Consider the following 14284-nt stretch of genomic DNA (forward strand, 5'->3'; position numbering starts at 1 on the left):
CCGTAATTAGAAGCGGTAGTGCGAGAACGCTTTGTTGGCCTCGGCCATACGGTGCACGTCTTCACGCTTCTTGACGGCGGCGCCTTTACCTTCAGCGGCATCCATCAGTTCGCCAGCGAGACGCAGAGCCATGGACTTCTCGCCACGCTTGCGGGCGAAGTCCACCAGCCAGCGCATGGCCAGTGCATTACGACGGGACGGACGTACTTCGACCGGAACCTGGTAGGTAGCACCGCCGACACGGCGGGACTTCACTTCGACCAGCGGAGCGATGGCGTCGAGTGCTTTTTCGAAGAGTTCCAGGGGGTCGCCTTTACCGCGCTCTTTGACCTTGTCCAGAGCACCGTAAACGATACGCTCGGCAACGGCTTTCTTGCCGCTTTCCATCACGTGGTTCATGAACTTCGCCAGAATCTGGCTTCCGTATTTAGGATCGGCCAGGATCTCACGCTTGGCCGCTACACGACGTCTTGGCATTGATAAGCCCTCAAACGGTCTTCAGGTTAGCCCGGGACGATGCCCGACCTTACTCTTATCGACTCAGAAAATAGGAAAACAAAATTACTTCGGACGCTTCGCGCCGTACTTCGAACGACCCTGCTTACGGTCTTTAACGCCGGAGGTATCCAGCGAACCGCGCACGGTGTGGTAACGCACACCCGGAAGGTCTTTTACACGACCGCCACGGATCAGCACGACGCTGTGCTCTTGCAGGTTGTGACCTTCACCACCGATGTACGAGGAAACCTCGAAACCGTTGGTCAGACGAACACGGCACACTTTACGCAGTGCGGAGTTCGGCTTCTTCGGGGTGGTGGTGTATACGCGGGTGCATACGCCGCGACGCTGAGGGCAGTTCTGCAGGGCAGGAACGCCGCTCTTGTCTACCAGGCGCTTGCGCGGTTTGCGCACCAGCTGGTTGATAGTTGCCATCTATAGCTCCACTGATTGTCTTACGACACTTAAAAACGAAAATGGGCAGAGCATGCGCCCTGCCAATTTTCGGGGTACAAGATACTAAAGAGCTTACGGATTCCAGTCAAGACAAAGCCCCGGTTGTCAAGACAACCGGGGCTTCGTTTGAGGCTTAGTTACCGCTCAGGTTGAGCGCTTCGGCCAATGCTGCTTCGGCCTCGCTCGCGCTCACACGCTGCGGTTTGCCGAGCTCGCGCTGACGCTTGCGCTCGCTGTGGTAAGCCAGACCGGTACCTGCCGGGATCAGACGACCCACGACCACGTTCTCCTTCAGGCCGCGCAGGAAGTCGCGCTTGCCGGTGACCGCCGCCTCGGTGAGGACGCGGGTGGTCTCCTGGAAGGATGCCGCCGAGATGAACGACTCGGTGGACAGCGAGGCTTTGGTGATACCCAGCAGAACGCGCTCGTACTTGGCCGGGAACTTGTCCTGGGTGCCCAGTACTTCGTTCTCTTCCAGCACGTGGACCAGTTCGACCTGGTCGCCCTTGATGAAGGACGAATCGCCCGACTCGGCCACTTCGACCTTGCGCAGCATCTGACGCAGGATGGTCTCGATGTGCTTGTCGTTGATCTTCACGCCCTGCAGACGGTAAACGTCCTGGATCTCGTTGACGATGTACTTGGCCAGCGAGCTCACACCCAGCAGACGGAGAATGTCGTGCGGGTTGCTCGGGCCGTCGGAGATCACTTCACCACGGCTTACCTGTTCACCTTCGAACACGTTCAGGTGACGCCACTTCGGGATCAGCTCCTCGTACGGATCGCTACCGTCGGTGGGAGTGATGACCAGGCGACGCTTGCCCTTGGTTTCCTTGCCGAAGGAGATGGTGCCGCTGATTTCCGCCAGGATCGAAGGCTCTTTCGGACGACGAGCTTCGAACAGGTCGGCAACGCGCGGCAGACCACCGGTGATGTCGCGGGTCTTCGAGGTTTCCTGCGGGATACGCGCGATAACGTCACCGATACGCACTTTCGCGCCATCGTTGAGGTTGACCAGGGCGTTCGCCGGCAGGAAGTACTGGGCCGGTACGTCGGTACCCGGCAGCAGCAGATCCTTGCCTGCGGCGTCGATCAGCTTCACGGCCGGACGGATGTCCTTGCCGGCAGCCGGACGATCCTTCGGATCCATCACTTCAATGTTGGTCAGACCGGTCAGTTCGTCGGTCTGGCGCTTGATGGTGATGCCCTCTTCCATGCCCACGAAGGCCACGGTGCCGTCCATCTCGGTGACGATCGGGTGGGTGTGCGGGTCCCACTTGGCGACGATGGCGCCCGGGTCGACCTTGTCACCTTCCTTCACGGAAATCACCGCACCGTAAGGCAGCTTGTAGCGCTCGCGCTCGCGGCCGAAGTCGTCGGCCACCGCCAGCTCACCGGAACGGGAAACCGCTACCAGGGCGCCGTCGGCACGCTCTACGTGCTTCAGGTTGTGCAGGCGGATGGTACCGCCGTTCTTGACCTGTACGTTGTCCACGGCGGAAGTACGGCTGGCCGCACCACCGATGTGGAAGGTACGCATGGTCAGCTGGGTACCCGGCTCACCGATCGACTGGGCGGCGATGACGCCGACAGCCTCACCGATGTTCACGCGGTGACCACGGGCCAGATCGCGGCCGTAGCACATGGCGCAGATGCCGTGACGGGTTTCGCAGGTGATCGGCGAACGCACTACGACTTCGTCGACGCTCATCTGCTCGAGGAAATCGACCCACTTCTCGTCGATCAGGGTGCCAGCCTCGACGATCACGTCGTCGCTGCCCGGCTTGAACACGTCGCGAGCCATCACGCGGCCGAGTACACGCTCACCCAGCGGCTCAACCACGTCGCCGCCTTCGATGTGCGGGGACATGACCAGGCCGTGCTCGGTGCCGCAGTCGATCTCGGTCACGACCAGGTCCTGGGCCACATCGACGAGACGACGGGTCAGGTAACCGGAGTTCGCGGTCTTCAGTGCGGTATCCGCCAGACCTTTACGAGCACCGTGAGTGGAGATGAAGTACTGGAGTACGTTCAGGCCTTCACGGAAGTTCGCGGTGATCGGAGTCTCGATGATGGAGCCGTCCGGCTTGGCCATCAGGCCACGCATACCGGCCAGCTGACGGATCTGGGCCGCGGAACCCCGCGCACCGGAGTCCGCCATCATGTACATGGAGTTGAAGGACTCCTGGTCGACCTGCTTGCCCTCGCGATCGGTCACCTTCTCTTTCGAGAGGTTGGCCATCATCGCCTTGGACACTTCGTCGTTGGCCTTGGACCAGAGGTCGATCACCTTGTTGTACTTCTCGCCCTGGGTTACCAGGCCGGAGGCGTACTGGCTCTCGATCTCCTTCACTTCCTCGGTGGCGGCATCGATGATGCGAGCCTTTTCGTCCGGGATGACGAAGTCGTTCACGCCGATCGACACACCGGAGATGGTCGAGTAGGCGAAGCCGGTGTACATCAGCTGGTCAGCGAAGATGACGGTGTCCTTCAGACCCACCACGCGGTAGCAGTGGTTGATCAGCTTGGAGATCGCCTTCTTCTTCATCGACTGGTTGACCACGTCGAAGGGCAGGCCGGCCGGGACAACCTGGAACAGCAGCGCACGGCCGACGGTGGAGTCGACGATACGGGTGTTGGCGGTCAGGGAGCCGTCTTCGTTCTTGATCTTCTCGTTGATGCGCACTTTTACGCGGGCGTGCAGGGACACCTGGCCGCTGCGGTAGGCGCGGTCAACTTCCTGCAGGTCTGCGAAAGCCATGCCCTCGCCCTTCGCGTTGATCGCTTCACGGGTCATGTAATACAGACCCATTACCACGTCCTGCGAAGGAACGATGATCGGCTCGCCGTTGGCGGGCGACAGAATGTTGTTGGTGGACATCATCAGCGCGCGCGCTTCCAGCTGAGCCTCGAGGGTCAGCGGAACGTGCACGGCCATCTGGTCACCGTCGAAGTCGGCGTTGTACGCGGCGCAGACAAGCGGGTGCAGCTGGATGGCTTTACCTTCGATCAGTACCGGTTCGAACGCCTGGATGCCCAGACGGTGCAGGGTCGGCGCACGGTTCAGCAGTACGGGGTGTTCGCGGATGACCTCAGCGAGAACGTCCCACACTTCCGGCAGCTCGCGCTCGACCATCTTCTTGGCGGCCTTGATGGTGGTGGCCATGCCACGACCTTCCAGCTTGCCGAAGATGAACGGCTTGAACAGCTCCAGGGCCATTTTCTTCGGCAGACCGCACTGGTGCAGACGCAGGGTCGGACCTACGGTAATGACCGAACGGCCAGAGTAGTCCACGCGCTTGCCGAGCAGGTTCTGACGGAAGCGACCCTGCTTGCCCTTGATCATGTCGGCCAGGGACTTCAGCGGGCGCTTGTTCGAGCCGGTGATGGCACGGCCGCGACGGCCGTTGTCCAGCAGGGCGTCGACGGCTTCCTGCAGCATGCGCTTTTCGTTGCGCACGATGATGTCCGGAGCGGCCAGGTCGAGCAGGCGCTTCAGACGGTTGTTACGGTTGATCACGCGGCGATACAGATCATTCAGATCCGAAGTCGCGAAGCGGCCGCCATCCAGCGGAACCAGCGGGCGCAGGTCCGGCGGCAGCACCGGCAGGACGGTCAGCACCATCCACTCGGGATGGTTGCCGGAGCCCTGGAAGGCTTCCATCAGCTTCAGGCGCTTGGACAGCTTCTTGATCTTGGTTTCCGAGTTGGTCTGCGGAATCTCTTCGCGCAGGCGGCCGATCTCGTGCTCCAGATCGATAGCGTTGAGCAGCTCGCGAACGGCTTCCGCACCCATGCGGGCATCGAAGTCGTCACCGAACTCTTCGAGGGCTTCGAAGTACTGCTCGTCGTTCAGCAGCTGTCCCTTCTCGAGGGTAGTCATGCCCGGATCGATCACCACGTAGCTCTCGAAATAGAGCACGCGCTCGATGTCACGCAGGGTCATGTCCAGCAGCAGGCCGATACGGGACGGCAGGGACTTCAGGAACCAGATGTGGGCGACCGGCGAGGCCAGCTCGATGTGGCCCATGCGCTCGCGGCGCACCTTGGCCAGCGCGACTTCCACGCCGCACTTCTCGCAGATCACGCCGCGATGTTTCAGGCGCTTGTACTTACCGCACAGGCACTCGTAGTCCTTCACCGGGCCGAAGATCTTGGCGCAGAACAGGCCATCGCGCTCCGGCTTGAAGGTACGGTAGTTGATGGTCTCCGGCTTCTTGACTTCGCCGAAGGACCAGGAACGAATCATCTCGGGCGAGGCCAGGCCAATACGGATGGCATCGAACTCTTCGATCTGACCCTGGTTTTTCAACAGATTAAGCAAGTCTTTCAAGGCCTTTCCTCCTCACGGACCCGGTGCGACCGGCCTTGACCAGCCGCACCGTCTGACGTCACGTGTTATTCGGTTTCCAGTTCGATATCGATGCCGAGCGAGCGGATCTCTTTGATCAGCACGTTGAAGGACTCGGGCATGCCGGCCTCCATGCGGTGATCCCCGTCCACGATGTTCTTGTACATCTTGGTACGGCCGTTCACGTCGTCCGACTTCACGGTCAGCATTTCCTGCAGGGTGTAGGCGGCACCGTAGGCTTCCAGCGCCCAGACCTCCATCTCCCCGAAACGCTGGCCACCGAACTGCGCCTTACCACCCAGCGGCTGCTGGGTAACCAGGCTGTAAGAGCCGGTGGAACGTGCGTGCATCTTGTCATCGACCAGGTGGTTCAGCTTGAGCATGTACATGTAACCAACGGTGGTCGTACGCTCGAACTGGTTGCCGGTGCGGCCGTCGTACAGGCGCATCTGACCGCTTTCCGGCAGATCGGCCAGCTTCAGCATGGCCTTGATCTCGCGCTCCTTGGCACCGTCGAACACCGGGGTAGCCATGGGCACGCCGCCCTTGAGGTTGTTGGCCAGAGCGAGGATCTCGTTATCGTTCAGCTCGTCCAGGCTTTCCTGCCGGCCACCGATCTCGTTGTAGATCTCGTTCAGGAACACACGCAGCTCGGCGATCTTGCGCTGCTCTTCGAGCATGCGGTTGATCTTCTCGCCCAGGCCCTTGGCCGCAAGGCCCAGGTGGGTTTCGAGGATCTGACCGACGTTCATACGCGACGGTACGCCCAGCGGGTTCAGAACGATGTCGACGGGAGTACCGTTGGCATCGTGCGGCATATCTTCGACCGGCATGATGACCGAGACCACACCCTTGTTACCGTGGCGGCCCGCCATCTTGTCGCCCGGCTGGATGCGGCGCTTGATAGCCAGGTAGACCTTGACGATCTTCAGTACGCCCGGAGCCAGGTCATCGCCCTGCTGCAGCTTGCGCTTCTTGTCTTCGAACTTGTCGTCCAGCAACTGACGGCGGTCGCTGATGTAGGCCTGGGCCTTTTCCAGCTGCTCGTTCAGAGCGTCTTCCGCCATGCGCAGCTTGAACCACTGGCCGCGCTCGAGACCGTCCAGGTACTCGTCGGTGATCTCTGCGCCTTTCTTCAGGGCAGGACCACCGTCGGCCTTGGCACCGACCAGAGCGGAGCGCAGACGCTCGAAGGTTGCACCTTCGACGATGCGGAACTCTTCGTTCAGGTCCTTGCGGATCTCGTCCAGCTGCATCTTCTCGATGGACAGGGCGCGGCTGTCGCGCTCGACGCCATCACGGGTGAAGACCTGGACATCGATGACAGTACCCTTGGTACCGGTCGGCACGCGCAGGGAGGTGTCCTTCACGTCGGACGCCTTCTCACCGAAGATCGCACGCAGCAGCTTCTCTTCCGGAGTCAGCTGGGTCTCGCCTTTCGGGGTGACCTTGCCGACCAGGATGTCGCCGGCCTGTACTTCGGCGCCGACGTAGACGATGCCAGCTTCGTCCAGCTTGTTCAGCGCAGCCTCGCCCACGTTGGGGATGTCCGCGGTGATTTCTTCTGGGCCGAGCTTGGTGTCACGGGCAACGCAGGTCAGTTCCTGGATGTGGATCGTGGTGAAACGATCTTCCTGGACCACGCGCTCGGACAAGCAGATGGAGTCTTCGAAGTTGAAGCCGTTCCAGGGCATGAACGCTACGCGCATGTTCTGACCCAGAGCCAGCTCACCCATGTCGGTGGACGGACCGTCGGCGAGGATGTCGCTGCGCGAAACCTTGTCACCCTTCTGCACCAGCGGACGCTGGTTGATGCAGGTGTTCTGGTTGGAACGGGTGTATTTGGTCAGGTTGTAGATGTCGACGCCGGCTTCGCCAGTCTCGACTTCGTCGTCGTTCACACGCACCACGATACGGCTGGCATCGACCGAGTCGATCACGCCGCCGCGGCGAGCCACCACGCAGACACCGGAGTCACGGGCGACGTTGCGCTCCATGCCGGTACCGACCAGCGGCTTGTCGGCGCGCAGGGTCGGTACAGCCTGACGCTGCATGTTCGAACCCATGAGTGCACGGTTGGCGTCGTCGTGCTCGAGGAACGGAATCAGCGAGGCAGCGACGGAAACGACCTGCTTCGGCGATACGTCCATGAGGGTGACGTCTTCCGGCGCCTTCACGGTGAATTCGTTCAGGTGACGTACGGCGACCAGTTCGTCGATCAGTTGGCCTTTTTCGTTCAGGGTCGCGGACGCCTGGGCGATGACGTGGTCAGCTTCTTCGATCGCGGACAGGAAGACGATGTCGTCGCTGACCAGACCTTCCTTCACCACGCGGTACGGGCTTTCCAGGAAGCCGTATTTGTTGGTGCGAGCGTAGGTCGCCAGAGAGTTGATCAGGCCGATGTTCGGACCTTCAGGGGTTTCGATCGGGCACACGCGGCCGTAGTGGGTCGGGTGTACGTCACGAACCTCGAAGCCCGCGCGCTCGCGGGTCAGACCACCTGGGCCGAGTGCGGAGACGCGGCGCTTGTGGGTGATCTCGGAGAGCGGGTTGTTCTGGTCCATGAACTGCGACAGCTGGCTGGAACCGAAGAACTCCTTGATCGCGGCAGCCACCGGCTTGGCGTTGATCAGGTCCTGCGGCATCAGGCCTTCGCTTTCGGCCATCGACAGGCGTTCCTTGACCGCACGCTCTACACGCACCAGGCCGACACGGAACTGGTTCTCGGCCATCTCGCCGACGCAACGGACGCGACGGTTACCCAGGTGGTCGATGTCATCGACGATGCCTTTGCCGTTACGGATGGCTACGAGGGTCTTGAGGACCTCGACGATGTCTTCCTTGCTCAGGACGCCAGCGCCTTCGATCTCGGTACGACCGATACGACGGTTGAACTTCATGCGGCCGACGGCAGACAGGTCGTAACGCTCGGCGCTGAAGAACAGGTTGCCGAACAGGGTCTCGGCCGCTTCCTTGGTCGGCGGCTCGCCGGGACGCATCATGCGATAGATCTCGACCAGCGCTTCCAGTTGGTTGCTGGTGGAGTCGATCTTCAGCGTGTCGGAGATAAACGGACCGCAGTCGATGTCGTTGGTGTACAGAGTCTCCAGGCGCGCGACCTGGGCCTTGGCGATCTTGGCCAGGGCATCGACGGTCAGCTCGGTGTTGCACTCGGCGATGATCTCGCCGGTCGCCGGGTGCACGACAGCCTTGGCCACGGTACGGCCAATCAGGTAGTCGAACGGCACTTCCAGCTGGGTAATGCCAGCTTTCTCGAGCTGGTTGATGTGGCGCGCAGTGATACGACGGCCCGCTTCGACGATGACCTTGCCGCTGGCATCCTTGATGTCGAAGCTGGCGATCTCGCCACGCAGGCGCGACGGCACCAGCTCCAGGTTCAGGGTCTCGCCCTTGATCTGGTAGACGTTGGTGTCATAGAACGCGTTGAGGATTTCCTCGGTGCTGTAGTTCAGCGCGCGCAGCAGGACGGAAGCCGGCAGCTTGCGGCGACGGTCGATACGAACGAACACGCAGTCCTTCGGATCGAACTCGAAATCGAGCCAGGAACCGCGGTAAGGAATGATGCGAGCGGAGTACAGCAGCTTGCCGGAGCTGTGGGTCTTGCCACGGTCGTGGTCGAAGAACACACCCGGGGAGCGGTGCAGCTGGGAAACGATGACGCGTTCGGTACCGTTGATGATGAAGGTACCGTTCTCGGTCATCAGGGGGATTTCCCCCATATAGACTTCTTGTTCCTTGATGTCCTTGATCGCTTTGTTCGACGATTCCTTGTCGAAAATGATCAGGCGCACTTTCACACGCAGCGGGACCGCGAAGGTCACACCGCGCAGCACGCATTCCTTGACATCGAAGGCCGGCTCACCCAGACGGTAGCCGACGTATTCCAGGGCAGCATTGCCGGAATAGCTGATAATCGGGAAGACGGACTTGAAGGCCGCATGCAGGCCGATGTCTCGGACCTGGTCCTTGCTTGCACCCGCCTGCAGGAATTCGCGATAGGAATCCAGCTGGATGGCCAGCAAATACGGCACATCCATGACGTCCGGCAACTTGCTAAAGTCCTTGCGGATACGTTTTTTCTCAGTGTATGAGTAAGCCATCAGCGTTCCCCAGCTTGGTCACCTGCTTGTTTGGCCTCTCCCGCACAGGGGAGCAGCCCAAAAATCGTGCAAACCCTAGGTTTGCGCCGCCACTCGTGGCGGGATTTTCACGTTATGGGAGGCACCTGCGGCACCCCACCCATAACGGAAAAAGGCCGGTGGCAATTGCCACCAGCCATCAGCCTGTCGCTTAACGCTCGGGCTGTCGACGCAAGGTACGAACTTACTTGAGCTCGACCTTGGCGCCTGCTTCTTCCAGGGCTTTCTTGGCAGCTTCGGCTTCTTCTTTCGAAGCGCCTTCCTTGACCACGCCCGGGGCGCCGTCAACGACTGCCTTGGCTTCTTTCAGGCCCAGACCGGTCAGTTCACGAACGACCTTGATCACGTTCACTTTCTTGTCGCCAGCTTCGGCCAGGACGATGGTGAACTCGGTTTGCTCTTCAGCAGCGGCAGCAGCCGGGCCGGCAGCAGCAACGGTAGCGGCAGCAGCGGTAACGCCGAACTTCTCTTCCATCGCCTTGATCAGTTCAACGATCTGCATGACGGACATTTCGGATACGGCGGAGATGATGTCTTCGTTGGTCAGAGCCATGACTCTAATTCCTGTATTGGGTGACGGCCTAAGGCCATCGAATTAAACAAAAAAGGTTGAAAGCAGTTGCCGAGCCTTAGGCTGCGGTAGCTTCTTTCTGATCGCGAATTGCCGCCAGAGTACGAGCCAGCTTGCTGGTAGCGCCTTGGATCACGCTCATCAGCTGTGCAACAGCTTCGTTGTAGGTCGGCAGGGTCGCCAGCACGTCGATCTGATTGGCTGCGAGGAACTGACCCTCGAACGCGGCCGCCTTGATCTCGAACTTGTCCTGACCCTTGGCAAACTCCTTGAAGATACGAGCGGCAGCGCCCGGATGTTCGTTGGAGAAAGCAATCAGGGTCGGGCCCTTGAACGTGTCGTTGAGCACTTCAAACTGAGTGCCTTCAACGGCGCGCTTGAGCAGGGTGTTACGTACGACTTTCACGTACACACCAGCTGCGCGGGCCTCTTTACGGAGTCCGGTCATAGCGCCGACAGTCACGCCGCGTGCATCAACCACGACAGCGGACAGACCGGCTTTGGCAGCCTCGTTGACTTCAGCGACGATGGCCTTCTTGTCTTCGAGTTTAATTGCCACGGGTTTACTCCTGGATGTTACCGATTCGTCCAGCCGGAGCCGGACGGCGTTTTGGTGTCTGATTCGGTAAACGAATCGGGAGCACCATCTGCGTAGGCTTGAGGTTTAAGGCTTGCGCCGCCTACGGTCTTGGATAGCCCCCGCCAGGCAGGGACCCCAATACCTGCGAGCAGTGGGCGAACCCACTGCTCGACTTAGTTCATCAGCCTTCCAGCGAAGCCTGATCGATCTGCAGACCCGGGCCCATGGTGGTGCTCAGGGTTACGCGCTGAACGTACACGCCCTTGGAGGAGGACGGCTTCAGGCGCTTCAGATCGCTCAGCAGCGCTTCCACGTTCTGCTTCAGCTTGACCGGCTCGAAGTCGATCTTGCCAACGGAAGCGTGGATGATGCCGTTCTTGTCGGTACGGAAACGTACCTGACCGGCCTTGGCGTTCTTGACGGCGGTAGCGACGTCCGGGGTCACGGTGCCGACCTTCGGGTTCGGCATCAGACCGCGCGGGCCCAGTACCTGGCCCAGCTGGCCAACAACACGCATCGCGTCCGGGGAGGCGATAACGACGTCGTAGTTCAGGTCGCCGGCTTTCATTTCGGCAGCCAGTTCGTCCATGCCAACCTTGTCTGCACCAGCAGCCAGGGCAGCTTCAACACCAGGACCCTGGGTGAAGACGGCAACGCGTACGGATTTGCCGGTGCCGTTCGGCAGAACGGTAGCGCCACGTACGACCTGGTCGGACTTACGCGGATCAACGCCCAGATTGATGGCGATGTCCACGGACTCCTTGAACTTGATGGTCGACAGCTCGGCCAGCAGCTTGGCGGCATCTTCGAAGCCGTATTGCTTGCCTGCTTCGATCTTCTCGGCGATAGCCTTTTGACGCTTGGTCAGCTTAGCCATTACACACCCTCCACGTTCAGGCCCATGCTGCGCGCGGAGCCAGCAATGGTGCGTACGGCAGCGTCCAGGTCAGCAGCGGTCAGGTCAGCCTGCTTGGCCTTGGCGATCTCTTCCAGCTGAGCACGGGTAACGGTGCCGACTTTCTGAGAGTTCGGACGAGCGGAACCGCTGGTGATGCCGGCTGCTTTTTTCAGCAGGACGGCAGCAGGGGTGCTCTTGGTTTCGAAGGTGAAGCTGCGATCGCTGTAAACGGTGATGATCACAGGAGTCGGCAGACCCGGCTCTTGGCCTTGGGTCTTGGCGTTGAACGCCTTGCAGAATTCCATGATGTTCACGCCGTGCTGACCCAGAGCCGGGCCGACGGGCGGCGACGGGTTGGCCTGGCCGGCCTTAACTTGCAGCTTGATGTAAGCCGTGATTTTCTTAGCCATTTGCTACTCCAAATGCGGGTCAAGCGCCCTGTCGGGCTCCCCGGTTGCTTTCGCGTTTCATCCCAAGGACGACAAAACCCCGCAGCCTAGGGCTGCGGGGTGCGGGATTCAGTGTGCCAGTTAAACTTTCTCTACCTGGCTGAACTCCAGCTCTACCGGAGTAGAGCGACCGAAAATGAGCACCGCGACCTGGATGCGGCTCTTTTCGTAGTTAACTTCTTCGACGACACCGTTGAAGTCAGCGAACGGACCATCGATGACACGGACGGTCTCGCCCGGCTCGAACAGAGTCTTCGGCTTCGGCTTGTCACCGCTATCGGCAACACGGCGCAGGATGGCGTCAGCCTCTTTATCGGTGATCGGCGCCGGCTTGTCGGCAGTGCCACCAATGAAGCCCATGACGCGAGGAGTGTCCTTGACCAGGTGCCAAGTACCCTCGTTCATTTCCATCTGCACCAGGACATAACCCGGGAAGAATTTGCGCTCACTCTTGCGCTTCTGGCCGTTCCGCATCTCCACCACTTCTTCGGTGGGGACGAGAATCTCACCAAACCCATCTTCCATGCCGGCCAGTTTGACCCGCTCGATCAGCGAGCGCATGACATGCTTCTCGTAACCCGAGTAGGCATGTACAACGTACCAACGCTTAGCCACGGAACACCCTTAACCTACGATCATGGAAACCAGCCAACCCAGCAGGGAGTCGAGCCCCCAGAGCACCAGCGCCATTACCAGCACTACTGCTACTACGATCAGCGTGGTCTGAGTTGTCTCTTGACGAGACGGCCATACAACCTTGCGAATCTCGGCGCGAGCCTCTTTAGCCAAGGTAAAGAACGCACGCCCCTTGACGGTTTGCAGCGCAATAAAACCTGCAACAGCCGCCATCACGAGAATACCGAGAACGCGATAGAAGATCGGTTGCGCGGAGTAATACTGGTTGGCAACCACAGCCACCACCACCAGCACTGCAACCACAAGCCACTTCAAGAGATCAAGACGCGACTCTTTGGCTTCTACCTTCGCATTCATCTGCTAGGAATCCCGTTTAAAGAAGTGCCAGATCTTGAGAAATCTGGCAGGCCAGGAGGGAATCGAACCCCCAACCTGCGGTTTTGGAGACCGCCGCTCTGCCAATTGAGCTACTGGCCTAGAACAAAGTCAGGCCGACCATTATGCCGGCCCGAGAGGGAAAGATCAATCGATTATTCGATGATCTTGGCAACCACGCCGGCGCCAACGGTACGGCCGCCTTCGCGAATCGCGAAGCGCAGGCCATCTTCCATGGCGATCGGAGCGATCAGGGTGACAACCATCTTCACGTTGTCGCCCGGCATTACCATCTCAACGCCTTCCGGCAGTTCGCAGTTGCCGGTTACGTCGGTGGTACGGAAGTAGAACTGCGGACGGTAGCCTTTGAAGAACGGGGTGTGACGACCACCTTCTTCCTTGGACAGCACGTACACTTCGCACTCGAACTTGGTGTGCGGCTTGATGGTGCCCGGCTTGGCCAGAACCTGGCCACGCTCTACGTCTTCACGCTTGGTGCCACGCAGCAGAACGCCGACGTTCTCACCAGCACGACCTTCGTCGAGCAGCTTGCGGAACATTTCAACGCCGGTGCAAGTAGTCTTGGTGGTCGCCTTGATGCCGACGATTTCCACTTCTTCCTGGATCTTGACGATGCCACGCTCAACACGGCCGGTTACCACGGTGCCGCGACCGGAGATCGAGAACACGTCTTCGATCGGCATCAGGAACGGCTTGTCGATGGCACGCTCGGGCTCGGGGATGTACGAGTCCAGGGTTTCTACCAGCTTGCGCACGGCGGAAACGCCCATCTCGTTGTCGTCCTGGCCGTTCAGGGCCATCAGAGCGGAACCGATCACGATCGGGGTGTCGTCGCCCGGGAAGTCGTAGGTGTTCAGCAGATCGCGAACTTCCATTTCGACCAGTTCCAGCAGCTCGGCGTCGTCAACCATGTCGGCCTTGTTCAGGAACACGACGATGTAGGGAACGCCTACCTGACGGGACAGCAGGATGTGCTCGCGGGTCTGCGGCATGGGGCCGTCAGCAGCCGAGCAAACCAGGATCGCGCCGTCCATCTGGGCAGCACCGGTGATCATGTTCTTCACGTAGTCGGCGTGGCCCGGGCAGTCTACGTGAGCGTAGTGGCGTACCGGCGAGTCGTATTCAACGTGAGAGGTGTTGATGGTGATACCACGAGCCTTCTCTTCCGGCGCGTTGTCGATCTGGTCGAAAGCGCGAGCGGAGCCACCCCAGGTCTCGGAGCAGACCTTGGTCAGAGCAGCGGTCAGAGTGGTTTTGCCGTGGTCAACGTGACCGATGGTGCCGACGTT

At 60.2% G+C, this 14284-nt stretch carries 11 protein-coding genes and 1 tRNA gene; all 12 read right to left on the minus strand.

Annotated elements, in window-relative coordinates; all coding sequences use genetic code 11:
• Positions 1–6: 6 nt before the first annotated feature.
• Positions 7–477: a 30S ribosomal protein S7 gene (gene rpsG / locus MJ122_RS18475; protein WP_015475318.1), complete on the minus strand. Its 471-nt coding sequence runs from the start codon at positions 475–477 to the stop codon at positions 7–9.
• A gap of 84 nt (positions 478–561) precedes the next feature.
• Positions 562–933 carry a 30S ribosomal protein S12 gene (gene rpsL / locus MJ122_RS18480; protein WP_015475317.1) on the minus strand — a complete coding sequence of 124 codons (372 nt, stop codon included), beginning with the start codon at positions 931–933 and terminating at the stop codon, positions 562–564.
• Between the two features lie 154 nt (positions 934–1087).
• Complete coding sequence (rpoC, locus tag MJ122_RS18485) at positions 1088–5287, minus strand: DNA-directed RNA polymerase subunit beta' (RefSeq protein WP_026078720.1); 4200 nt, start codon at positions 5285–5287, stop codon at positions 1088–1090.
• Between the two features lie 65 nt (positions 5288–5352).
• Positions 5353–9426 (minus strand): DNA-directed RNA polymerase subunit beta, encoded by a 4074-nt coding sequence (rpoB, locus tag MJ122_RS18490; protein WP_088421639.1) that lies wholly within the window; start codon positions 9424–9426, stop codon positions 5353–5355.
• 223 nt (positions 9427–9649) lie between these two features.
• Positions 9650–10018, minus strand: coding sequence for a 50S ribosomal protein L7/L12 (gene rplL / locus MJ122_RS18495; RefSeq protein ID WP_017516430.1), 369 nt, complete (start codon positions 10016–10018; stop codon positions 9650–9652).
• A 76-nt stretch (positions 10019–10094) separates the two neighbouring features.
• A complete protein-coding gene (gene rplJ / locus MJ122_RS18500; RefSeq protein WP_017516429.1) occupies positions 10095–10595 on the minus strand; it encodes a 50S ribosomal protein L10 in 501 nt (166 codons plus the stop codon).
• A 202-nt stretch (positions 10596–10797) separates the two neighbouring features.
• The gene (gene rplA / locus MJ122_RS18505; RefSeq protein WP_015475312.1) at positions 10798–11493 is read right to left on the minus strand and encodes a 50S ribosomal protein L1; all 696 of its coding nucleotides are present in this window, start codon (positions 11491–11493) and stop codon (positions 10798–10800) included.
• The gene (gene rplK / locus MJ122_RS18510) at positions 11493–11924 is read right to left on the minus strand and encodes a 50S ribosomal protein L11 (protein WP_024767122.1); all 432 of its coding nucleotides are present in this window, start codon (positions 11922–11924) and stop codon (positions 11493–11495) included. The genes rplA and rplK overlap by 1 nt, the downstream gene beginning before the upstream one ends.
• Before the next feature lie 120 nt (positions 11925–12044).
• A complete protein-coding gene (gene nusG, locus MJ122_RS18515; RefSeq protein ID WP_015475310.1) occupies positions 12045–12578 on the minus strand; it encodes a transcription termination/antitermination protein NusG in 534 nt (177 codons plus the stop codon).
• A gap of 9 nt (positions 12579–12587) precedes the next feature.
• Positions 12588–12956 (minus strand): preprotein translocase subunit SecE, encoded by a 369-nt coding sequence (gene secE / locus MJ122_RS18520; RefSeq protein ID WP_088421640.1) that lies wholly within the window; start codon positions 12954–12956, stop codon positions 12588–12590.
• Positions 12957–13000: 44 nt separating this feature from the next.
• Positions 13001–13076: transfer RNA gene (locus tag MJ122_RS18525), tRNA-Trp, on the minus strand.
• A 53-nt stretch (positions 13077–13129) separates the two neighbouring features.
• On the minus strand, positions 13130–14284 hold a 1155-nt coding region (gene tuf, locus MJ122_RS18530; protein ID WP_239745267.1), incomplete at its 5' end, for an elongation factor Tu.

Origin of the sequence: Pseudomonas sp. DP-17 (genome assembly GCF_022380625.1) — a bacterium.
In the GTDB taxonomy this organism is placed as follows: domain Bacteria; phylum Pseudomonadota; class Gammaproteobacteria; order Pseudomonadales; family Pseudomonadaceae; genus Pseudomonas; species Pseudomonas nitroreducens_A.

Bases quoted from the DNA above. Each gene is read 5' to 3' on its own strand.
- rpsG (WP_015475318.1), bottom strand. From the start codon at position 477: ATGCCAAGACGTCGTGTAGCGGCCAAGCGTGAGATCCTGGCCGATCCT.
- rpsL (WP_015475317.1), bottom strand. From the start codon at position 933: ATGGCAACTATCAACCAGCTGGTGCGCAAACCGCGCAAGCGCCTGGTA.
- rpoB (WP_088421639.1), bottom strand. From the start codon at position 9,426: ATGGCTTACTCATACACTGAGAAAAAACGTATCCGCAAGGACTTTAGC.
- rplL (WP_017516430.1), bottom strand. From the start codon at position 10,018: ATGGCTCTGACCAACGAAGACATCATCTCCGCCGTATCCGAAATGTCC.
- rplA (WP_015475312.1), bottom strand. From the start codon at position 11,493: ATGGCTAAGCTGACCAAGCGTCAAAAGGCTATCGCCGAGAAGATCGAA.
- rplK (WP_024767122.1), bottom strand. From the start codon at position 11,924: ATGGCTAAGAAAATCACGGCTTACATCAAGCTGCAAGTTAAGGCCGGC.
- secE (WP_088421640.1), bottom strand. From the start codon at position 12,956: ATGAATGCGAAGGTAGAAGCCAAAGAGTCGCGTCTTGATCTCTTGAAG.